Raw genomic sequence first — 21,095 nt, forward strand, 5'->3', positions numbered from 1 at the left:
CTTAAAGCCGCAGAGTTGCCGATTATAATCTTTTTTTTAATTTGATTCAGTAATTGCTACACTTTTTATCGTATTTAGTCTAACGCCCATCAAAAATAGCATTGCAAAGTAACTAACACCTGCCAAAACCACTAACGCTATTAATAATACAACTTGCTCTGCAAAGGCCCAAGTAGCCCAATAATAGTAACTGCTCACAAACCATGTAACCGCTCCCATAACAATGCTTGCAACAAAACACTTAACAGTAAAGCGTATACTCATTGATGAAAACTGATATACGTTTTCTTTTTTAAGCTGCCTGTAGAGTAAAAATGCATTGCAACTGGCCGATAATGAAGTAGCCAGCGCTAAACCTAAATAACCAATAAAAGGAGCTAAAATAATGTTAAACACCATATTTAGCACAAGGGTAATAATACCAATACGAACCGGTGTTTTGGTATCTTGGCGAGCATAAAAGCCTGGCGCGAGTACTTTAATGAGCATAAAGCTGACAAGGCCAACTGAATACGCAACAACACCTAAGCTTACGGCTTTAACATGATCAACACTGTCTTCTTTAAACGCTCCGTGATCAAATAAAACAGTAATAATAAGTGGACTAATGATCATTAAGCCTATCATTGCTGGCAGACCTAAAAATATAACAAAACGCACCCCCCAATCGAGAGTGTGTTGGAAGTCACTATTTTTTTTACTGCTGTGCAGTTTAGAGAGCGCCGGTAAAATAACTGTCGCTATACCAATACCAAATAAGCCCAGCGGAAACTCAATTAAACGGTCAGAGTAATAAAGCCACGCAATTGAGCCTGTCATTAGTAATGACGCAATCATGGTATCTAGCAACAGATTAATCTGACTAATAGATACACCAAATAAAGCCGGTAACATAAGTTTGCGTACTTTTTTTACGTTTTCGTCTTGCCATGCCCAACGCGGTCGAGCCAGCATTTTTGCTCTATACAAAAATGGAAGTTGAAACAACAACTGCACCACACCACCAACAAACACGCCAATTGCGAGAGAATAAGCCCCAACGCTAAATTTATCGTGCAACAATATGGCGCACGAAATAATAGATACATTGAGTAAAACAGGTGTAAATGCAGCCACTGCAAACCGGTTATACACATTCATTACTGCACCACTTAGCGCCACTAAACTTACAAAAAATAAATAAGGGAAAGTAAATTTAAGTAATGAACTGGCAAGTTCAAACTTTTCGGCATCAGGGCCGCCTTGCCACCAATCAATAAACCAGCCTGTGCCAAATAGTGCAGCGATAACAGGAGACGCAATTACACCTACAATAGTCACAACAAGTAAAATAGTGCCTAACGTACCAGCAGCCTGTGCAACGAAGAGTTTAACTTTATCATCCCCCTGTTGCTCTTTGATTTCACTCAATACAGGTACAAACGCTTGAGCAAACGCACCTTCGGCAAACAAACGGCGTAAAAAATTTGGAATACGATTAGCAAATAAAAAAACATCAGCTGCAGCACTTGCGCCTAACAAATTAGCCACTACGGCATCACGTACAAGCCCCAAAACTCGCGATATCATAGTCATGCAGCTAACAATCATACCGGAACGAAATAAACCTTTTGACACTTTAAACCTACTTGAAAATCCCTAATAAATGCAATTATGCCACAGTCTTTTTTATAAATCGCTTTAAAGCACTAGGCTGAGGGTCTGTGCTTTGTTACAATGTCGTCATTAACTGCTAAAGCGGCAAATTGATGCTCGTTACATGGTGCAGTTTTTCTTGGATGTTAAATTTAAATTGACATTCATGATAGAAACAGGCATATTCCACGGCCTTTAATTTAAGCTTTATTTTAAGATTGTTAGGAGCAAACCTTGGCTAACATCAAGTCTGCAAAAAAACGCGCTATCACAAGCGAAAAGAACCGTCAGCACAACGCAAGCCGTCGCTCAATGATGCGCACTTACTTCAAAAAAGTACTTGTTGCTATTGAAGCTGGCGATAAAGAAGCTGCACAGCAAGCTTTTTCTGTTGCTACACCTATCCTAGACCGTTACGCAACTAAGGGTCTAATCCACAAAAACAAAGCAGCTCGTCATAAGAGCCGTATAGCAGCTAAAATTAAAGCTCTATAATTTGTTTTTGTTAGAATATAAAAAACCGGCTTTAGCCGGTTTTTTTTTATCTAAAACTTAATTTCGTAGTTTATGCCAATCTGCTTATATATAGGGTCTATTTAACGTTAAGAAAATTACGCTAGAACTAAGCAAAAATTTTTGTATCTAGTTGTTCTAAATAAAAAATTTTAACGACGTTATAGTGCAATTTAATTCGTTAAATTGATCAAAGATTTATGCAGTTTGGTATTATAACCATCGGCATAAATATTTAAGCAGATTGGTGTTATACATTTTCCAAGTCTGGATAAAACTTCTTAAGCATTGCCGCTATTTTTTTAGGAGTAAATGGTTTAACTACAAAACCTTTGGCCCCCTTATCTATTGCATCTTTTACATTTTCAATACCAGAGTGAGCCGACACCATAACAACATTCGTCTCAGGGCTTAAATCGTTGATCTGCGCTATTAACTCTTTGCCGTCCCCGTCTGGTAATTCAATATCTAAAAAAATAATATTATAATTTGCAGCCTGGCACTCACTAATACATTGTGAGGCGGTAGATGCTTCCTTTACATTGTCTATCCCTAAATGCATTAGCGTTTGACTCAAAAAGCTACGCACCGTGCTAACGTCATCTACAATTAAAATTGATAGCTGCGTATTCATCTTTATTCCTTCATAGGCTATAAGCTAGGTTATAATTAATTCCTAACTTCATATATAAATTTACTTTTTTAATTATAGAGACCTACACCAAAAAGACCACATTTGCTTTATGTTAAGCCATAAATAAAAAGTACCAGTTAAATAAAGGAGTCATACATTTATATAATGACCAAACATGAGAACGCATTAATAGTGTCAGCCTGCTAAAAGCAAAGCTCCATATATTATAAATACTTTAAAGCAATGCAGATTATCTCGTTATTAAGTGAAGTCTTGTCGTAAGTTACTCTTAACCCAGATGAACAACCCACTTCTCGAGTTAAAATCTCTATTTATAATAAATGTTAATCAAATAATTCACTGTACTATTTAAACCCCCACCAAAAGCATTAAGAACCGTAATTGATGATAAATACATAACAATAATGATTTTTTGGATTAAAAAAACTAATCTGAAAATTTAAAATTACTTGGTTGAAAGCTGTGCAAAATATCAACATAATGGCGCTCCTTTTTTCAACAACTGAACTATTGAAACGACCATGCTAAACGAGCTAGATTGGCTTTTAAATACTATATTACTTGCACTAGGTTTAGGTGCATTCTTTATCAACCAGATCACTTTACTGCGCATTGCAGCTATTAGTGCGTGTGGTTTATTATTCTTATCATTTAGCTTAGATCTTATGTCGTCGAGTGTTATTTCAAATATGAGTTTGGTGTTAATAAATACTTTTTACTTGTTCAAGGTTTATACTTTTGGGCAATTTAATGTAACCCAAAGTTAACAATTTCTCCTTAGAATATTTTATAACCCAGCTCTGCTGGGTTTTTTTATGATTAAACCTCAATCTGCACTAATAACGACAAGACAACTTCCCCTTACTAGCCCGTAAATTTTTATTTAAATAAAATAAATTAATTAAAATTCCAATTTACCCTTTAAAAATATACTCACACCCCAACGTCTATTTGCACGGCACATTACTTTTTCAATCTATTAAATTAAGAAGGAATTAATTATGAGCAAGACCCTAATTATTGGTGCAAGCGGACAAATTGGTAAAATGACTACCGAGTTACTGCTTAAAAATGAACAAAGTGTAGTTGCCTTAGTGCGTGACAAAAGCAAACTAAGTGATTTACAAAGCCCTTTTTTAAATATTGTCGAGCAAGATCTCGAAGGTGATTTTAGTAACGCACTAAAAGACTGCGAACAAGTTATATTTGCGGCTGGTTCGGGTGGTAATACTGGGGATGACAAAACTGTGTTAATTGACTTATGGGCTGCAACTAAAGCGGCAACCTACGCTCGAGAGCATGCAATTAAGCACTTTATCATGGTCAGCTCAATTGGTGCAGACGACCCTGATTCAATTAATGGCGATTTAAAGCCATATCTAGTTGCTAAGCACATGGCCGATGAACATTTAATCAACAGTGGTTTAAGTTACACTATTGTTCGCCCAGGAACATTAACTAACGATGCAGCTTCATTAACAGTAACAACTAAGCGCCCACAAGATCAGGATAAAGCTAAAATTAGCCGAGAAAATGTGGCTAATGCGTTACTTCATATTGCTACAAATAGTCCCAATGGCAGTCGCATTTTTGAATTATTTGATGGTGATAAACCAATTAAAGCAGCTGTTAAATAAGCCTTAATGAACTGATTTTATTAAAACATGCTCATTCTACCTCGTAGAATGAGCATTAATTACATAACGATTTAAAGCCCTGCCAAGCTAATTGCAATGCTAATAATGTTAAAATATATTTAAAAATGCACTTAAATTTGTCTGTTGGTATATGGTTTAATAATCGAATTCCCAGCCATGTGCCTATAGCCCCACTAAAAACCATTGCACCGACTAAAGGTAGCCACTGCCAAAAGCTAAAACCAACGACCCCATATATGCCAGCTTTAAATAAATGCTGAGTTGACATAATACTTGAAAACGTGGCTGTAAAACGCATCTTACTATAGTTGCTCATGTGTAAGCAGCTCCCGACTAATGGGCCACTTGCACCGATAAACATCGAAATAAATGTAGTAGCAAAGCCACCAGCTAAACGCCAAAGTATCGATCTGCTGTGCAATAATGGAGTCTTTCCCCACAAAATATAAATGACAAAAACTCCTGCAACTAACTTCATAACATCAAATTGAATGTTTGAAACAATAAAACTCGACAATACCGCCCCAGCTGCGCCTCCAAGCGTAAAATAAATAAACATACTTTTATCTATATGTTTAAAACTCAGTAATAAGCGATTGATATTTGACCCTAGTTGCACGAGCCCATGAATAGGAACAACTAAAGTCATGGGCATAAACGATGCCATCACAACAAGTAACATTAGCCCGCCGCCCGCACCAAAGGCAGCAGAAAAAAATGAAGTAAAACCTGCCAACAAAACAAACACTAATGCCAACATAGGCGAAATAAGATCAGTCGTAAATAAATCCATATTTAAAGCATTCTTTTCATAAAGCGATTAAACATAACTAAATTTAGAATCTATACAGTCTCTATTGCTAAACACTAAAACAGTGGTCTTTTGAGCACAAATTTGTCTTTCGTGGTACTAAAATAATCACCGCCCATTTTACCCACTGTATTTGAACGTGTTGGATCTATATATCCATTGACTAAAACCTCATCATCTATATTAATGCCAATCACATCTAATAGCATGACTTTTCCTCCTCCCGGTTCCTTTGAAATAGTAATGACCTCTCGTAATCTGCATTCAAATTTTATTTTAGAATCGGTAACACTTGGCGCATGAACTAGCTGACTACTCGTTTGAGAGATATTAGCGGCATCAAACTCACTTATTTCACTTGAGTAATTTGCACCGCTTTGATTCATTTGTTCAATAAGATCATGACTAACAATATTAACTACGCACTCTTTGGTAACGAGTAAATTATTTAGCGTGTCTTTATTTTTGTTATTACTTGGGTTTACTTGCGTTACGCTCAACACCGGTGGGTTACAACTGGCGACAGTAAAAAAAGAGTAAGGCGCAATATTGGCAACCCCCTCGCTACTTAACGTACTTACCCAAGCAATAGGTCTGGGACTTATCCCACCAACTAGATAAGAGTAAACAGAGTGGTTACTGTTATTGGTTAAATCTAAAAACATGGTTTCTCACTTTTAATCTTGAAAACTAAATCGGAAAATCACTACGCTGCGTACAACTTAAACCCTAAATAGCATTTTTTAAATAATATGTTGATTTCATGCGTATAAAAATAAACATAGTCTGGTTTAAACGCGATTTACGCCTACGCGACCACCCGCCTTTAAAAAATGCTTTTAGTAACGGTCTACCCACGCTATTACTTTATAACTTTGAACCTCTGCTACTTGAAGATGCTCATTACAACGAGCGCCATTGGCGCTTTGTATACCAATCAATCGTTGAATTAAATAAACAGTTAGCTCGTTTTAACACCTGCGTTTATATATTTAATTTAAACATGAGCGACTTACTTGAATCATTAAAAACGCAATTTGAAATAATTAATATTTTTAGTCATCAAGAAATAGGCTTAAACAACACGTTTAAGCGAGATAAAGTTGTTAAAGCGTGGTGCCAACATAATCACATTAATTGGCTGGAGTCGCAAACAGGTGCTGTTATACGCGGTAAAAAAAATCGCGATAATTGGAATGAGCATTGGCAAAAAACAATGCAATCACCTATTGCCGTACCCAACTGGAAAAACATTCAGACTATTGCGCTAAATAACTATCAAGCACCTGATTTACCCAATACTTACACACAAGACGATGATAATTTTCAACGAGGCGGCCCGCTACATGCCCAAGAGATCATGCATAGTTTTTTTGCTGAACGCGGTAAAGGTTATCAAAAGGGTATATCTAGCCCAAGTTTAAGCCAAACTCATTGCTCTCGGCTTTCGCCTTATTTAGCGTGGGGTAATATTAGCCTCAGGCAAGTGTATCAAATGGCTATTGAGCAATATCATTCAAAGCATCCAAATAAAAAAGGCTGGAAACGCCCGCTTGCAGCGTTTGTGTCTCGCCTGCATTGGCATTGCCACTTTATGCAAAAATTTGAAAGCGAATGCACAATGGAATTTTTGGCCCTTAATCCTGGTTATCATGTATTTCCTTATCGTGATGACAAAAACGTGAAAAGTGATGTTCAACGCTGGGCGCTGGGCCAAACAGGCATTCCAATTATTGACGCTTGCATGCGCTGCTTAAAGGCGACTGGGTATATAAACTTTAGAATGCGCGCCATGCTTGTGAGCTTTGTAACGCATCATTTAAATATAAGCTGGCAGCAAGCAAGCTTTCCTCTCGCTAATTACTTTTTAGATTTTGAGCCAGGAATTCACTACCCGCAAATTCAAATGCAAGCATCGGTAACAGGGATTAATACCATTCGGCATTACAACCCAATTAAACAATCAGAAGATCAAGATCCAACAGGTACTTTTATTAAAAAATGGTGCCCCGAGCTTGAAAAGCTCCCTATTGAATATTTGCACGAGCCTTGGCAACAAACCCCGATGGAAGCGCTATTTAACGACTTTAAGCTAGGAGAAGATTACCCCGAGCCAATGCTTGATTTAACCACGGCTTCAAAGCAAGCGCGCGAACGCTTATGGCAATACCGCGAGCGAGCAGATGTTAAACGCGCCATAGGAGTCATCCTTAAAAAACACGTAACCCAAACCAAAAAAGTTACTCGCGTAAAACGCAAAATACCTAGTAAAAATAACAAAGAGGACTCATAAGTATGGTGCATAAAAAAATTAATCTACCGAAAAAAATTTGCCCTGTGTGCAACAAGCCCTTTGCATGGCGTAAAAAATGGCAACGCGATTGGGAAAACGTTATTTATTGCTCAGAGCGCTGCAAACGTAATAATAAATAGGCGATATAAAATCAATTTATCGATAATAATTTTAACCTAAGTAAGCACTGTGCATTGCTGTTATAGTAGTTGCTTACAATTACCTACTTTCAACTTGTAATTCGATATAAGTTAACTTTCTGATCCATCACTGCTTAAAATTCATCGCTCTAATTTAGCGACTTAAAATAACACCCTTTACCAAGCACTATTTTTACAGCCAAGGCATTCGCGCGCCTGTAAAAAAATACCAGTTTGTTTGCGAAGTAGCATTATTCGTTTATGAACTCAGCATACTTTGAACAAGGATATAGCATGAGTGAATTAACCATCGGCGTAATTGGAACGTCACGTAAAACAGACGAAAGGCGATACCCTATTCATCCAGAACATTTAATTCGCATACCAGAAGCACTTAGAAAAAAAATGATTTTTGAGCAAGGCTACGGGAATGCATTTAATGTAAGCGATAAAGAAATTGCAGCTCTGAGCGGTGGGATAGCATCGCGCAGTGAAATACTCACTGGTATAGGCACTGCTATTATTGCAAAACCAGTCCTTGCTGACTTAAAAGAACTCAAAGAAGGTGGCACAATTTGGGGATACGCTCATTGCGTACAACAACAAGAAATCACCCAAGCCGCACTAGATAGAAAGCTCACATTAATTGCCTTTGAAGATATGTTCGTATGGTCGCCTCAAGGTAATGTAGGTCGCCATACTTTTTATAAAAACAATGAAATGGCAGGCTATTGTGCCGTATTGCATGCTCTACAACTGAAGGGGATTGATGGCCATTATGGTAATCAACGCAAGACTATTATTTTTAGTTTTGGAGCCGTTAGCCGTGGTGCTATTTATGCCCTTAAAGCCCATGGTTTTAGGGATATTACAATTTGCATACAACGCCCAGATCATGAAGTACGCGAAGAAGTACTCGATTGTCATTACGTTAAAGTACGTCTAGGAAACGAAGGCGAAGCCCGTATGATGGTAGTTGAACACGACGGAACACAGCGCCCCCTCACTGAACTCATTAGCGAAGCTGACATTATTGTAAATGGCACCTACCAAGAAACTGCCAATCCGGTTAATTTTGTAATTGAGTCTGAAGCCCAGTGTTTAAAACCTAATAGCCTAATTATTGATGTAAGTTGTGATGAAGGTATGGGGTTCTTTTTTGCAAAGCCAACCACGTTTAAAAATCCGATGTTTAACTATAAAACCATAGATTATTATGCAGTTGATCATACCCCTAGCTATTTATGGGAAAGTGCAACGCGCTCGATCTCTGGTGCACTTATTGTTTATTTACCCACTATAATTGCAGGTGCAGAACAATGGCAAAAAGACGATACTATTCGTCGTGCTATTAATATTGAACAAGGAATAATTAAAAACACCGCTATTTTATCATTTCAAAACCGTGAAAAAAATTACCCATATAATTTAATAACATCATAGGGCTACAAGTAAAAATTCAAAGCCAAGAAAAATAGCTTGGCTTTAAATTTACTATAAATGATAGTGATGTAGTCATGTTCTTCCTTAAACATATAGCGCTATTATAAATTTAATAGGCAGACAAGGGCCTGCTAACTGTCATTAAATCCTATGACATTAGCCACCATACATTATTTAAATCGTTATTAACTACCATAAAAGCCAATACCCTATTCGTTTGTGTTAGGTTCTAATATCAACTAACCTAAAATAAATAAACATAAGAGGCTGAGCTAAATGAATGAAAAATCAAAATATTGTGAAAAAGTCACATGCAGTAACTGTGCTGAAACAAAAAAGCTCAAGTTTGATTTTTCAATGGCTTTTCAACCAATCATTAACTGTCACACTAGTCTTATTTTTGGTTATGAGGCCCTCGTTAGAGGATTAAATGGCGAATCTGCCTACTCTATAATTTCTAAAGTAAACGAAGATAATCGTTATGCGTTTGATCAACTGTGCCGCATTAAAGCCATTGAGCTTGCCGCAAAATTGGGGGTAAAGTCTATGTTGAGTATTAACTTTTTACCAAACGCTATTTATAAACCCGAGCGATGCATACGCACCACCTTAGAAGCGGCTAAAAAATATAACTTTCCTATAAAAAACATCATGTTTGAATTTACCGAGGTGGAAAAAGTAGAAGATACTGCACACATAAAACGCGTTGTTGATTACTACCAATCACTTGGCTTTAAAACGGCAACCGATGATTTTGGCGCAGGTTACTCTGGATTAAACCTACTAGCTGACTTTCAAACAGATATTATTAAATTAGATATGGCGCTTATACGCAATATTAACAACGACAAAAAACGCCAATTTATAGTCACCCATTGCTTAAATATGTTTCGCGACTTAAACATAACAGCACTTGCTGAAGGAATAGAAACAGTAGAAGAATATACATGGCTAAAACACGCAGGTGTTGAGCTTATGCAAGGCTATTTGTTTGCAAAACCAAGCTTTGAGAGCCTACCTGATGTAAATCTCAATTTTTAACGCCACCAGTAACGCCTCTTAACTATGAAAACGTATACTTGGTTAATACCACTTTACTATAGTGTGGTATTAACCGTTTGCTTAACGAATATAGTCCAGCCTGTACTTATTGCTTACCAGACCACGCTTGTACTAACTTAGTTAATTGTTGCTGCACATTATTATCGGTAATTGCCTGAACTAAGGCTTTCATTTGAGCTTTATTATCGTTTAGCGCAATCAGCTCATTTAATTGCTGACCAAGCATCGCAATAGCTTGATTCGCGTTGTTAGCACATAGTGTTTGATTAAGTTCACTCAATTGAGATTGATGACTACTCTTTTCAATAACCTCAATTAGTTGAGCAAAACTATTTTTATCTGGCGTATGATTGAAGCCATTACTGAGTGTTTCGTTGAGGGCATTTAAACCATTATGGCTATCTAAATGAGTGAGGTTTTCACTCATAGCGCCAAGCGACTCACTGTAATCGTAGCTTAAATTGCCCTTACTTAATTTATTCGCAATGCCTTCTAACGACTCATGTAAATAACCCATTTGCTCAACAGCCATCATCACAGGGCTACCTGCACCATCGAGCTTATTTAGCCTTACAAAATCACTTTTAATTTTGTCAAACCGCGCTTGTTCTTGCGCTGTTACAGTACCGCGTAGTTCACCAAGTTTAAGGAGGTTTTCTTCTGAACCTTTACTCAGTGTTTGCGCTTCACCACGGTAATGATCACAAATTAAGTTCTCTAGCTCTTCGTCATTCATGGCTGCAACCACTTTTTCAGCCATTTTATTCATATTCCGGTAACTACCTTGCAGCTTAAAGGCAGGCTCTGTACGGTAATTGTTATCTTGGGCTGCTGAGGCAATATATTGGGCATTTACCTTTAAAACAGTATCTCTAATGGTGATTAATTTACTAATAACCGCTTTTATCTCATTCGCTTCCGCTTGTGAGTAACCGTATTCAAGCTCGTTTAATGGAATATCTTCGCCTTCGCACATACGTACAAATTTATATAAATCATCCATATTTCTATTTGCAAGCGGCGCAAGTGCTGTGTTTGATGTTAGAGCATTTTCAATAAAGCTCATTGCAAACTCTTTCTCGCATCCCGCTAGCGTGTCACCTAAATTATAAATATCAGCACGGTTAGCAAGCATATCAGGTATTTTAAAACTCTCTCCAGATTCAGTGTAAGGATTACCAGCCATTACAACAGCAAACTTTTTACCACGTAAATCATACGTTTTGCTTTTACCATTCCAAACACCGTCAATTCGGCGAGAGCCGTCACATAATGAAATAAACTTTTGTAAAAACTCAGGATTAGTATGCTGAATGTCGTCTAAATAAAGCATGACGTTATTGCCCATTTCAAAACTTTGATTAATTTTAGCAATCTCTTTTTCGGCCGTTGCATTGATTGCTTGAGCAGGATCGAGGGATACCTGATCGTGCCCAATTGATGGGCAGTTCACTTTTACAAAGGTTAAACCTAAGCGGTTAGCAACGTACTCAACTAAGGTAGTTTTACCATAGCCTGGGGGCGATATAAGCAATAGCATACCCATTAAATCGGTGCGCTTATTCTTTCCGGCAGAACCAATTTGCTTGGCTAAGTTATCGCCAATAATTGGAAAGTACACTTTATTAATAAGTTGATTTCGCACAAATGAGCTTAAAGGGCGTGCTTTAAATTCGTCTAACTGCAGACGCTCTTTTTGCTGTGCTAAAATTTCGCTACGTAAAGTATGATACTGCTCAAATGCAGGTACTTGCTGTGTAATATACGCACGGGTACGCGCGTAAAATGCAGCGTAATCAACATGTAATATTTGATCTTGAATTTGTTTATGCTGGCCCATTAATCCTGTTACAAGGTTATCAGGGGTGACATCTAATACTCGATATTTAAAAGATGTTGTTGCGCTTAAATGTAAGTAATTAGCAGCTTCGGCTTGCACTACTGTGCTTATTTTACTGTGCTGAAGGCTGTACGCATTCAGCCAGCTTAAATAAAGTAATGCGCACTCATCTGTGCTGTTTATTGTGGTGTTAGCCTTTGTTAGCTCGCTGTTATAGCCTTTGCTATTTGCATCACTGGTAAACTGCACAGCAAGATTTTTTGCTTGCTGTGAAATAATAAATAGATGCTCATCAGCACTGCTTTGTTGTGCGAGTTGTTTAACTAAATAGGCGGCGCTTAACTCACTTGATAAATCACTAAAGTGCTTACATAGCTTAGGGATTGATTTTAAAAACTCAGCAATAAAGTCGCCAAGCTGGGTGCTTAAAGATGTAGTAAAACTAATTGCACCAAAATGCTGTTCCATTAACAGTGCGTTTTTTGCTTGGTAATAAAAAGTAGATAACTGCTCTGACGATAGCTGAGCGCTATAAAGTTGGGCTGCAACTCTGCAACTTACAGGATAAATAAGTAAATCAAGGGTATTTTTTTGATTAAGTAATGAGTCAATAATTGCCGTTGCATCGTGATCATGTATGCCTTTTTCGTAGCCTTCTTGATAACGGGGCTCTGCAAATTTTTGCACTGTGTTTAATAATGTATTTTCGTTTTTTGCTTGCTGTAGCTTTGCAAAAGTAAGTGGGTGTTCACTATTTTCGCATGCTAATAAAATTTGCGCTGCAAGGTATTCACCACGGTAAATATCCGTATTTTCAGAAACCAATACTTGCTGCCATAAATGGCGGCTTTGCGCTAAGGTTTTAACACTTGCCTCATCGGTTATTGGCTCAAAATAATCGGTCCCTGTTAAATGCAGCATTAACTGCTCATCGCGCGGCAGTAATGTTAAATCTAAAAGCTGCTTATTAACGCTAAATGCATGCTTACCGATGCTGACTGTGTTACCGCCATCTGTAAATATATCTTGCTTGTCGCGCAGTGAACGAATGCCCTGATCTTTGCTTGCCTTGAGCTTTGATTGAATATCATCTGCGCGTATTTCATCACCAATATCCTTTAACTCTTGAGTGAGAGCTCGCAGTTTGCTGATCATCGGATCGGCTGCAAAGTAGGTATTTAACGCATCTAATTCACTAAAGCTTTGCGCTCGACGATTAACACCTTGCAGTATCCGCTCTGCAGCATTAGCCAGATTAAGGGCTCGGCGTTGACGGGCATCAATTAAACTTTGTTTATGCGCTTCAAAGCTTTCATAAACATCATCGCGCTTAGCTATAATTTCGCTAAGATATTCGTCAAAATCACTAAATTGCGACTCAAGTTCTTCAAGTTGAATAAGCAAGCGAGACAGTTGCTCATCACACGCTTCAGGAGTTTTGGCGTTATTTAGCGCGTTGGTAATGCTTTGTGAAAACAGTTTAAAGCGTGCTGCAAATTCAGCCTTTGCTTCAACACTACCTAAACTTTTTTGACGAATTTCAATTCCCGCTTTGGCCCTATTAACTAAGGCATAAACACCGCTAATATCTTCTAATATTTGGGTTCGTACACGGCTATCATCAATGTCTAAATCAAGCATAGTATGATTGAGTAAATCAAGTTCAACACTTTGCTTATCTAGTTCTGTGATATAAGCTTTAAGCTCGCTAACACTTTCACTTTTAGCACTTAACTCTTCAAGCTCTTTTAGCTTTTTATGGTACGGTTCAAGTGCTGTAGATTGCTGTAAAAAGGCCGCTGTCGCTTTGCTTACGTTACTAAGGTGCCCATCAACCTCTACTTGTAACTCATTTAGCGCGTTAACATCTATGTACTTAATGTCTTCAAGGCTAATAATTTGACCCTTTAACACCTTTAACGCGTCAATTGCACTCACAAACTGAGGCACCGCTTTAAAACTATCGGGACGAACTTCGCGGGTTACGTCTTTATATTGCGCGGTTATATCAGCTAAAGCCTGTTTTGCTTTATTTTGTATTTCGGTTACTTTTTCAAACTCATCAAGTACTTGCTCGGCGGTCTCATAAATACTATGCAGGCTTTGTGCTATTTCGCTAAACTCGCCTTCATTAAGCCAATGATAACGGTCAAAAATATTACGGCTTAGCGCAATCATATCTTCGTAATGAAACAGACTCGGACTTTGCTCGTTAATTGCCTTACACACACTGTAAAGGTCGGAAATGCCGCGTACTAAATCAGGGTTACCGATTTTGCCAAAAAAGCTGGTCAATGCAGGGGCATTCGCTGCAAACTCTGCAGATACAAAGGGGCTTTGCCAAATTTGAATAGGATGTACACGCTCGGCTTGTTCTTTATCGGCTTTAAAAATAAGGGTTAAACCATCGTTATAAATGCCATAACCATGGCAGTAAATTGGGTTCTGTAGGTTTTTATCAATAATATTGTAGGCAAATAAAGCATAGCGGCCTTCGCTTGGCTCATAAAAAACATACAGTACATCTTCACCATTGGGTGACTTTATTTGCCTATGAAACTCTAGCTCATCAATCTGTTCTTCAAACGAGCGAGCTTGACCCGATTGTAAATAATAACCACCAGGAAAAATAATACCGTGATCTTCTGGTAAGGTTACACAAGCGCTACCAATGGCATCTTGGCGCATAACTTGTTGTGTGCGGCTGTTATAAATAAAGTAACGCCACTGTTTTTCTCTATAAGGAAGTATTTTTAGCAGGATCAAATCACCTACTTGGGCATACTCAACCTCACTATCGGCAAGGGACTGGTTTTTATCTTCAACGGGCTCTTCGTGAATGCCTTCACCTGTTTCAGTGCTATTTTCTATTTTTATTGTTAGCGTGCCACCAATGGTTTCAACAAACACTTTATCGACAATATTAATGTGTCCGTGACGCCCTTCAACGTGATCACTGCGGTCTGTTTTCTGCCATTCAAAATCATAATCGTGAGCGTGTTTTATATCTCGCTCACCCCGATTATCGATGTAATTTATGGTGTTATCTGGGTGTATTTCCCATCTAAAAACACGTACATCCGAGAGCTTTTCGCCTATCTGAAATAGCGCAAATAATTTACCATTTTGTTGATATAAGTGCTGCAAACGAGTTTGTTTGTAGTAAGTGTATAACTCTTCAAAATCACGAATAAAGCGGGTATCAGTTAAAAATAATGTAGACTCAGGATAAGGCTCAATTTCAAAGTGGTCATCTTGCTGAACCAGCTTTTGCACACTAAACACATCTTCAATCGAGGTTTCTTTTTTTAGGCCTAAAAACACGTTGTAAGCAAAAATAACTTTGTCACCCACAATAATAATATCCCGTGGCGTACAATTTTGCTCGGTGCGTGCACGAACACGCCCTTTTACTTTTAATTCTGTACTACCAAATTCGCTAATACGTTGGCTGTTTACGGTATCGGTTTGTGTTTTTAACGTTGCGCCAAAGTTATTTAAACGGCGTTTAATTAAGTCGTAAGATCCCTGCTCTAAAGCATGTTGTGTTGAGTCCGTCATGTAACCTTTCCTGCAGCTGTATTACTTTAATATGTGTGATCAAAAAAGCCGTAAAAACAATTTATTACGGCTATAAATTCAGAGGGATTTAGTCCTGTGGGTCGAGTTTTATTTTCTCATCCAGCACGCTATTCATATTCCCCCCAAGCATACTTAGTAATTGGCTTTTTTCTGCAGCAGTTGTGTTACTTAATTGCTTTAATAGCTTACTCATATTAAAGTTTTTCATGGTTTCAGCTGAGCCATTTGCCCCCGCTAATACACCTTTTAAGTCTTCAATTAAATTACGGTCACCATTTAGGTGATCTTTAAATACGGTTTGTACTATTTTACTTTCATCAACTAAACCATCGATAGATTTACCTAGGCTAATTGCACTCATAAACTGATTAAAGAACTGACCATCGCCGCCCATAATATTAATATCGGCTTCGCCCAACGCTTTACTCATAACATGAGCTTGATGCTCTGCAATATCTTTACTCGCTGCTATTTTTGCCATAACTAATTCTTTTTGCTGATTAAGCTGCAGCGTAAAGCTTTCGTAGTCACGTGCATCTTGATCCATTGCATTAAGCGCCTGTAATTTTTCTTCAAGACCTTTAGCTTCTGCTCGCATTTTACGTTCAAGGTTAATGGCTTCAACTTCACCTTGTTTTTCATTCGCATCAGCCATTGCTGTTTGTACTTGCGCTTGAGATAAGCCAATTTCACGGTTACCTTGCGCTTGAGCTTCTAACTTTTGGCGAAGTACTTTAGCGTCAACTTCACCTTGCATTGCGTTTGCCTGTGCTTTGGCTGTTATAATGTCGGCTTCAGCAAGTCCTTGGGCTGCCGTTTCTACTTGTCTAGCTTGAGCAAGTATTTTCTTCGATTCGGCCTGTTGATTTGCAATACGAAGCTCTGCATTAGCCATTGTTTCTAGCTCGCGCGCTTTGTATTCTGCAGCTTGTTCATGTGCTTTAGCTGATTCAATATCTTTTACAAAGGCTTCTTCAGCCTCAGCTTTTGCACGGATAATAATCGCGTCTTTTTCACGTTCAGCACCAGCTAATACCTGTACGTCTTTAATACGTTCTTTTTCTTCAGCTACTGATTTTTCAACAATCACGCGGTCACGCACAACATCAGCAATTTCTTTGCGCTCTACTTCAAGAGCCTTTTCTTTGTTGATTCGTAAAATTTCAGTTTCTCTTTCTCGCTCTATCACTTCTATTTCACGAGAGCGTAATACTTTTTCTTCTTCAATACCTAAAACACGTAATCGGTTTTGCTCAGCAATATCTAGTTCTCGCTGCTTATTTTGTTCACTAATACCAATCGCTTCTTCTGATTGGATACGCGCCTGCTCTGATTTTAGGCGTTCTTCGTGACGTACTTTTTCAGCTTCGGCGTACTCACGCGCTTTTACAGTTTCTATTTCACGTACTTGACGTGACATTGCATCTTGTTTTTGACGCTCTATTTCAAGTGACTTTTCAGTCGCTTCTTGATTTTGAATTTCTACTTTAGCTCGTTCATCACATTTTAACTGGTTAGTTAATACATTTTGTGTGGCTGTCATTTCGGTAATGCGGCGAATACCTTCAGCATCAAGGATGTTTTGTGGATCCAATCTTTCAATTGAAGTTTGCTCTAAATAATCTATTGCCACATCTTCCAGGGTATAGCCTGATAAATCTTGACCTATCACTTCTTTAATATTGTCTCTGAACTCATTTCGGTGAGTAAAAAGCTCAACAAAATCCATGCGCTTACCAACGGTTTTAAGGGCTTCTGAAAACTTTGCTTCAAATAACTCTTGTAGAGTGTCGTGTTCAGAGGCACGTGCACAACCTACTTGTTTTGCAACACGTAAAATATCGTCTTTGTTTTCATTAACGCGAATATAAAAAGTGATGGCGATGTCGGCACGTATATTATCTTTACAAATCAATCCTCCTTTATCTTTTCGCTCTAGTACCATGCGCTTAGTTGAAATATCCATGATTTCCATTTTATGGATAACAGGGTAAACAATTCCCCCTGTTGTTGTTACATCAGGTTCGCTTTTCATTTTATTTATAATGAGTGCTTGGCCTTGCTCAACTTTGCGATAAAACTTGCCAACAATTAACAAAATAGCAAAAATGACCGCTATCGCTATACCTACAAACGTGAATATAGGCAGTAAGTTATCTAAAAATTCCATGTTATGTCCTAACGTAATTATCGATTTATTATGTGTTATTTACAGCAAAATTATGTTTTTGTTACCACGGTTTAGCGGCAATAATATAGCAATGCTGGTCTTTTAAATGCTCAAGTAATACAACCGTATCGCCTGAGCTAAATAGTTGGTTGTCATGCGCTCTTATCTCGATTAACTGCTCAGTGCCTTGAAAATTAATTCGGGCTTGGCCAAATGTTGGGGTAACTTTGCCTGTTACTACAACACACTCAAGGCCTAGCAGATCACTGCTACGGGATGTTTCTACACTTGAAAAAAAACGTTGCAATGGTTTTGAGATAATTACCGCTACAGGTAGGGCAATAACGACGCTAATTACCAGCATCACTAAGCCTAATAAATAAAACAAAATCCCATCGCCAAGTAAGTAAGCAAAAAACTTATGTGCATAGATACTTATTAGCCAGCTAAGCATAATCACTAGAGTTATTGAAACAGTAATAGGTATGCCACCAAAACCAAGATTTAAGAATGAGTGGGTGCCACTTGTGTTAGATGAATCCGCTTCAATGTCTAAATCAGATTCAAACATATCAATATCAGCAAAACCCAGTAACGTAATAATCCAAAATAAGATAACAACCAAAAGTAGAGCCGTGAAAATAATGGTAGGAAAAGTAAGAGCTAAATTTAAAAAGTCCATATTACCGCTATCCGTTTGTATTAATGCAGTTAAAGTTTTACCACTTTGCAGTAAATTTGTTAAGTATTTTGTAGTAAATCACAATTGTTTATATAAACAATTGTAAACACCCACTCAGAAAGTTAATTTACTGTATGATAAATGTAATAAATAAACGCTTTATTACAATAATTCAATTGCCACACAGAGCGCCTCAAATACAATACCCTTTACAGAAACAAGGTTAATACACTCAATTTACTTAATAATAAAAAGGATATTTAGGCGCGTTTTAATACTACTTTATTTACTTACACTTAGCTGCACACCCTCTTCACATGCCGAAATATAATCATAAAAACAATGATTTAACGCTATTAACTATTCAAAAGTTAATAATGAATCGCGAAACTATGAAAGCGAAGCGTATACAGTCGCAAGCCGCTATTATTTTTCGCTACAAGAGCATTCAGGTGTGTGGGATGATTTTGGCTACCTTGATACCGATAGCTATCAACTATGCTAACGATAGTTTTTCAAATAGTAATGGTATTTTTGGTGAAGGCTTTTACGGTAATGTATTTTCAACGCTTGAAATTGCAGGTTTAAGCGAAGCTAGCGACTACTCACTGGGCTTTGGTTACTTATTTGCAGACGCATAAAGTACACAGGTTCAATGCGGAAGCCTTGCTTGATTTTTATACTCCCCTTACAGGGATGGAAGTCATTAGAGTAACGCAGGAGTAGTGACCGAGCCCACTAGGTTACAAATCTCTCGCCGTGATTCCCCCCCCTAGATTGAACAAATTTCAATCCCTAAAAATCAGCACGCCCTAATTAGAAAAAAGCCCAACATATTAAATATGCTGAGCTTTTTTAAGTTCATTTTAAATAAATTACATAACCTGAATTCTGGTTAAGGAATTTACACGTCAATAGCGGGCCTATTACAAATAGATTCAACGCAGTTAACGCTGAAAATAGCTGTTTAAGATAGATCTATTATCCAGAGTTCAGGTTACAAGTTACATATTACCTAGCTCTATCATCATCGCTGTATACATACGTAAGTTAAGCTCTAATTGCTCAAGGGTAATAAATTCATGTTCTGAGTGGCCCGTGTAACGTTTACCAGGCATAGAAGGGCCAAACGATACTGCATTATCAAAAAGTTTGGCATTAGTGCCGCCGCCAATTGATACAAAATCAGCTTTTTCGTCGCCTGTAAAGTGCTTGAATATATCAAGCAACTTTTGTGCATGCGGCGCACTATCTAGCAGCATAGGTGTACCAATAGTCGTTTCTATATTTGCAAGCGTGATGCTATTAGCCGCTTGCCAACTAGCAAGTGCATCATCAATCTGCTTTTGTAATACGGCTTCATCTTTACCCATCGGGCGACGTGCGTTCACAGCGAGTGTTAGCGCATTGCCATCGCGCTCAATAACAGTAGGAGCCACAGTCATCGGGCCCATAAAATCATGCTTATACGCTATATCACCAAATTGCTTACCGTGAAGATCTAAACCAATTAACTGGTTTACAAAGTCGATTAGCTCCCCATCGCTGTTATTTTCAAGCTCGATACCTTTAAATAATTCGGCTAAATAAGCAATGGCATTTATACCAGACTCGGGCTCTGATGAATGCGCCGACATCCCTTTAACACTTATTGCTAAGCCATCATTTTGCTTAGTAAAGTTAAACTCAACTTTATTTAATGCTTTGGCTTTGGCTTTTAATGTATTAATAAGTGCAGTATCTGCATTATGAAGTACTAAGCTTGCGTCTTCTGGAATTTGGCTTCTAAACGCACCACCCGTTACGTTACTTACATATAAACCCGCTTGTGGTGATGTTGCATTAAAGGTAGGGGCAATTAAGCTCCAGCCTTTCTCGGCAACAACAACAGGGTATGATGCATCAATCGTTACTGCATATTTGGGTTGCTCATACGTTTTCATAAATTCAGTAAGCGGGCCCCAATCAGACTCCTCTGCTAGATAAATCATTAACTCAATACGATTATTAAGCGGTATACCTTTGTCTTTAATTGCTTTCATTGCGTAGAGCGCTGTCGCTATTGCGCCTTTATCATCTTCGGTACCACGGCCCACAAGTTTGCCATGCTCTGATGTATCAATAATAAATGGACTTTGTTTCCATTTACTCGCATTAGCGGGTTGTACATCGCCATGCGTTACTACGGTTACTTTTTCGCTTTGCTCACCCATACCAATTAATACTGTGTACCCTAAATCTTGGTAATCAAAGCCAAGCTCTGCCGCTTTCATTTTTAAAAGAGCTTTAAAGCCAATAAAGTCGGGATTTTGAGGAGCCGTAATGTCGCTTTTATTAACGGTTGGAAAAGCCACTAAGTTAGTTAGTGTGTGTATTTGAGCATTTTGGTAGGTATTTACTGCGTAATCGGCAACGCTATCAATATTTTTATTTAACTGCGCATGAGCGCCAAATGCAAATAAAGCAATACTGGCTAAAGCTAACTTTTTCAAAACAATTCCCATTTAATTAATAACTAAGAGCGGCAACTATAACGCTTGGAAGAGTTTACATATAGCACTTTGCGGTAAACGCACAAGTTACCTGAGTTAATATTTATATAGCGGCTTTT

16 protein-coding genes are annotated in these 21,095 nt (G+C 38.0%); 8 read left to right on the forward strand and 8 right to left on the reverse strand.

The window, feature by feature from the left end:
* Positions 1-36: 36 nt before the first annotated feature.
* The gene (gene murJ, locus PALI_RS10300) at positions 37-1,575 is read right to left on the reverse strand and encodes a murein biosynthesis integral membrane protein MurJ (RefSeq protein WP_404935934.1); all 1,539 of its coding nucleotides are present in this window, start codon (positions 1,573-1,575) and stop codon (positions 37-39) included.
* Between the two features lie 294 nt (positions 1,576-1,869).
* Between murJ and rpsT the strand changes: the two genes are divergently transcribed.
* Positions 1,870-2,130 carry a 30S ribosomal protein S20 gene (gene rpsT / locus PALI_RS10305; RefSeq protein ID WP_008166555.1) on the forward strand — a complete coding sequence of 87 codons (261 nt, stop codon included), beginning with the start codon at positions 1,870-1,872 and terminating at the stop codon, positions 2,128-2,130.
* A 268-nt stretch (positions 2,131-2,398) separates the two neighbouring features.
* Here rpsT and PALI_RS10310 read toward each other — a convergent pair whose 3' ends face one another.
* Positions 2,399-2,782 (reverse strand): response regulator, encoded by a 384-nt coding sequence (locus tag PALI_RS10310; RefSeq protein ID WP_077538659.1) that lies wholly within the window; start codon positions 2,780-2,782, stop codon positions 2,399-2,401.
* 542 nt (positions 2,783-3,324) lie between these two features.
* Here PALI_RS10310 and PALI_RS10315 point away from each other — a divergent pair.
* A complete protein-coding gene (locus tag PALI_RS10315) occupies positions 3,325-3,570 on the forward strand; it encodes a hypothetical protein (protein WP_077538661.1) in 246 nt (81 codons plus the stop codon).
* 234 nt (positions 3,571-3,804) lie between these two features.
* On the forward strand, positions 3,805-4,440 hold the full coding sequence (locus PALI_RS10320) for an SDR family oxidoreductase (protein ID WP_193155775.1): 636 nt from the start codon (positions 3,805-3,807) through the stop codon (positions 4,438-4,440).
* Between the two features lie 55 nt (positions 4,441-4,495).
* On the opposite strand, the gene PALI_RS10325 is transcribed toward PALI_RS10320, so the two are convergent.
* Positions 4,496-5,254 carry a sulfite exporter TauE/SafE family protein gene (locus PALI_RS10325; RefSeq protein ID WP_193155776.1) on the reverse strand — a complete coding sequence of 253 codons (759 nt, stop codon included), beginning with the start codon at positions 5,252-5,254 and terminating at the stop codon, positions 4,496-4,498.
* Positions 5,255-5,328: 74 nt separating this feature from the next.
* Positions 5,329-5,937 (reverse strand): flavin reductase family protein, encoded by a 609-nt coding sequence (locus PALI_RS10330; protein ID WP_193155777.1) that lies wholly within the window; start codon positions 5,935-5,937, stop codon positions 5,329-5,331.
* A gap of 98 nt (positions 5,938-6,035) precedes the next feature.
* Between PALI_RS10330 and PALI_RS10335 the strand changes: the two genes are divergently transcribed.
* The 4 genes from PALI_RS10335 (at position 6,036) to PALI_RS10350 (ending at position 10,189) form a co-directional block, all read left to right on the forward strand.
* The gene (locus PALI_RS10335; protein ID WP_077538668.1) at positions 6,036-7,565 is read left to right on the forward strand and encodes a cryptochrome/deoxyribodipyrimidine photo-lyase family protein; all 1,530 of its coding nucleotides are present in this window, start codon (positions 6,036-6,038) and stop codon (positions 7,563-7,565) included.
* Positions 7,566-7,567: 2 nt separating this feature from the next.
* Positions 7,568-7,705 carry a DUF2256 domain-containing protein gene (locus PALI_RS10340; RefSeq protein ID WP_077538670.1) on the forward strand — a complete coding sequence of 46 codons (138 nt, stop codon included), beginning with the start codon at positions 7,568-7,570 and terminating at the stop codon, positions 7,703-7,705.
* A gap of 294 nt (positions 7,706-7,999) precedes the next feature.
* On the forward strand, positions 8,000-9,148 hold the full coding sequence (locus PALI_RS10345; RefSeq protein WP_193155778.1) for a N(5)-(carboxyethyl)ornithine synthase: 1,149 nt from the start codon (positions 8,000-8,002) through the stop codon (positions 9,146-9,148).
* 276 nt (positions 9,149-9,424) lie between these two features.
* The gene (locus tag PALI_RS10350) at positions 9,425-10,189 is read left to right on the forward strand and encodes an EAL domain-containing protein (protein ID WP_193155779.1); all 765 of its coding nucleotides are present in this window, start codon (positions 9,425-9,427) and stop codon (positions 10,187-10,189) included.
* Positions 10,190-10,295: 106 nt separating this feature from the next.
* On the opposite strand, the gene PALI_RS10355 is transcribed toward PALI_RS10350, so the two are convergent.
* The 3 genes from PALI_RS10355 to PALI_RS10365 all read right to left on the reverse strand — a co-directional run bounded on the left by PALI_RS10355 (position 10,296) and on the right by PALI_RS10365 (position 18,484).
* On the reverse strand, positions 10,296-15,611 hold the full coding sequence (locus PALI_RS10355) for a DNA repair ATPase (RefSeq protein WP_193155780.1): 5,316 nt from the start codon (positions 15,609-15,611) through the stop codon (positions 10,296-10,298).
* Positions 15,612-15,699: 88 nt separating this feature from the next.
* Positions 15,700-17,802, reverse strand: a complete 2,103-nt coding sequence (locus tag PALI_RS10360; protein WP_193155781.1) for a flotillin family protein — start codon at positions 17,800-17,802, stop codon at positions 15,700-15,702.
* Positions 17,803-17,863: 61 nt separating this feature from the next.
* Complete coding sequence (locus tag PALI_RS10365; RefSeq protein ID WP_193155782.1) at positions 17,864-18,484, reverse strand: OB-fold-containig protein; 621 nt, start codon at positions 18,482-18,484, stop codon at positions 17,864-17,866.
* Positions 18,485-18,861: 377 nt separating this feature from the next.
* Here PALI_RS10365 and PALI_RS10370 point away from each other — a divergent pair, with 377 nt between their 5' ends.
* Positions 18,862-19,125 carry a hypothetical protein gene (locus tag PALI_RS10370; RefSeq protein WP_193155783.1) on the forward strand — a complete coding sequence of 88 codons (264 nt, stop codon included), beginning with the start codon at positions 18,862-18,864 and terminating at the stop codon, positions 19,123-19,125.
* A 363-nt stretch (positions 19,126-19,488) separates the two neighbouring features.
* On the opposite strand, the gene PALI_RS10375 is transcribed toward PALI_RS10370, so the two are convergent.
* Positions 19,489-20,976, reverse strand: a complete 1,488-nt coding sequence (locus PALI_RS10375) for a dipeptidase (RefSeq protein WP_193155784.1) — start codon at positions 20,974-20,976, stop codon at positions 19,489-19,491.
* Between the last annotated feature and the right edge of the window lie 119 nt (positions 20,977-21,095).

It is taken from the genome of Pseudoalteromonas aliena SW19 (assembly GCF_014905615.1).
GTDB lineage: Bacteria > Pseudomonadota > Gammaproteobacteria > Enterobacterales > Alteromonadaceae > Pseudoalteromonas > Pseudoalteromonas aliena.

What these genes read in the sequence shown, in the direction of transcription:
- murJ (WP_404935934.1), bottom strand. Translation starts at nt 1,575, where the DNA reads ATGACTATGATATCGCGAGTTTTGGGGCTTGTACGTGATGCCGTAGTG.
- PALI_RS10310 (WP_077538659.1), bottom strand. Translation starts at nt 2,782, where the DNA reads ATGAATACGCAGCTATCAATTTTAATTGTAGATGACGTTAGCACGGTG.
- PALI_RS10315 (WP_077538661.1), top strand. Translation starts at nt 3,325, where the DNA reads ATGCTAAACGAGCTAGATTGGCTTTTAAATACTATATTACTTGCACTA.
- PALI_RS10320 (WP_193155775.1), top strand. Translation starts at nt 3,805, where the DNA reads ATGAGCAAGACCCTAATTATTGGTGCAAGCGGACAAATTGGTAAAATG.
- PALI_RS10325 (WP_193155776.1), bottom strand. Translation starts at nt 5,254, where the DNA reads ATGGATTTATTTACGACTGATCTTATTTCGCCTATGTTGGCATTAGTG.
- PALI_RS10330 (WP_193155777.1), bottom strand. Translation starts at nt 5,937, where the DNA reads ATGTTTTTAGATTTAACCAATAACAGTAACCACTCTGTTTACTCTTAT.
- PALI_RS10335 (WP_077538668.1), top strand. Translation starts at nt 6,036, where the DNA reads ATGCGTATAAAAATAAACATAGTCTGGTTTAAACGCGATTTACGCCTA.
- PALI_RS10340 (WP_077538670.1), top strand. Translation starts at nt 7,568, where the DNA reads ATGGTGCATAAAAAAATTAATCTACCGAAAAAAATTTGCCCTGTGTGC.
- PALI_RS10345 (WP_193155778.1), top strand. Translation starts at nt 8,000, where the DNA reads ATGAGTGAATTAACCATCGGCGTAATTGGAACGTCACGTAAAACAGAC.
- PALI_RS10350 (WP_193155779.1), top strand. Translation starts at nt 9,425, where the DNA reads ATGAATGAAAAATCAAAATATTGTGAAAAAGTCACATGCAGTAACTGT.
- PALI_RS10355 (WP_193155780.1), bottom strand. Translation starts at nt 15,611, where the DNA reads ATGACGGACTCAACACAACATGCTTTAGAGCAGGGATCTTACGACTTA.
- PALI_RS10360 (WP_193155781.1), bottom strand. Translation starts at nt 17,802, where the DNA reads ATGGAATTTTTAGATAACTTACTGCCTATATTCACGTTTGTAGGTATA.
- PALI_RS10365 (WP_193155782.1), bottom strand. Translation starts at nt 18,484, where the DNA reads ATGGACTTTTTAAATTTAGCTCTTACTTTTCCTACCATTATTTTCACG.
- PALI_RS10370 (WP_193155783.1), top strand. Translation starts at nt 18,862, where the DNA reads ATGAATCGCGAAACTATGAAAGCGAAGCGTATACAGTCGCAAGCCGCT.